Genomic DNA, 694 nt, shown 5'->3' on the forward strand with positions numbered 1-694 from the left:
GGGTCTGTAGCTCAGCTGGTTAGAGCGCACCCCTGATAAGGGTGAGGTCGGTAGTTCAAGTCTACTCAGACCCACCATTTTGTCTGTCTGGCGTTGTTAAAGTGCTCGTCGCATACTGGTGTATGCTTCCTCACACTTTGCCTAGCCACACAGCCAAAACCGAGGATTTTCTCGGTGTCAGAAGCGCAACCTTGTGCATGTTGAAAAAGGGTTTTCCCCGAAGTCAGCACGCGCAGGATAAATCGCCGAGAGCAAGGCGCACGTTGAGTGATTGAGGGAGCATACCTCGATGGTATGTGACCGATTGAACGAATCGCGCAACGCGGCTATCGGTGATTTAGACAAGCACTATGGGGCCATAGCTCAGCTGGGAGAGCGCCTGGTTTGCATCCAGGAGGTCTGCGGTTCGATCCCGCATGGCTCCACCATTTCATCCAACTCTTCGTTGCTGCGTGCGTCGTGTACTGATGTACACTTCCTTACACAGCGCCTTGATTTGAATGAAATTACATTTTCCTCCGATTCTTTGTTCCACATATGATGCGTATTGCTAAGTGTTCTTTTGAAAGAATATTTATCAATCACATTATGTGAGTTGCTCTTTAATAATTTGGACAAGCTGATAAAGAAACAAACGAAGTTTGAACAAGCCAGGTATAACTCACCAGATTAACTTTGGTGGCGTATCGTTCAT

General features: G+C 47.6%; 2 tRNA genes. Both read left to right on the forward strand.

Features of this window, described 5'->3' with window-relative positions:
- A tRNA-Ile gene (locus tag CWE13_RS12495) sits at positions 1–77 on the forward strand.
- 275 nt (positions 78–352) lie between these two features.
- Positions 353–428, forward strand: a tRNA-Ala gene (locus CWE13_RS12500).
- Positions 429–694 lie beyond the last annotated feature (266 nt).

It is taken from the genome of Aliidiomarina shirensis, from assembly GCF_003987345.1.
GTDB classification, from domain to species: domain Bacteria; phylum Pseudomonadota; class Gammaproteobacteria; order Enterobacterales; family Alteromonadaceae; genus Aliidiomarina; species Aliidiomarina shirensis.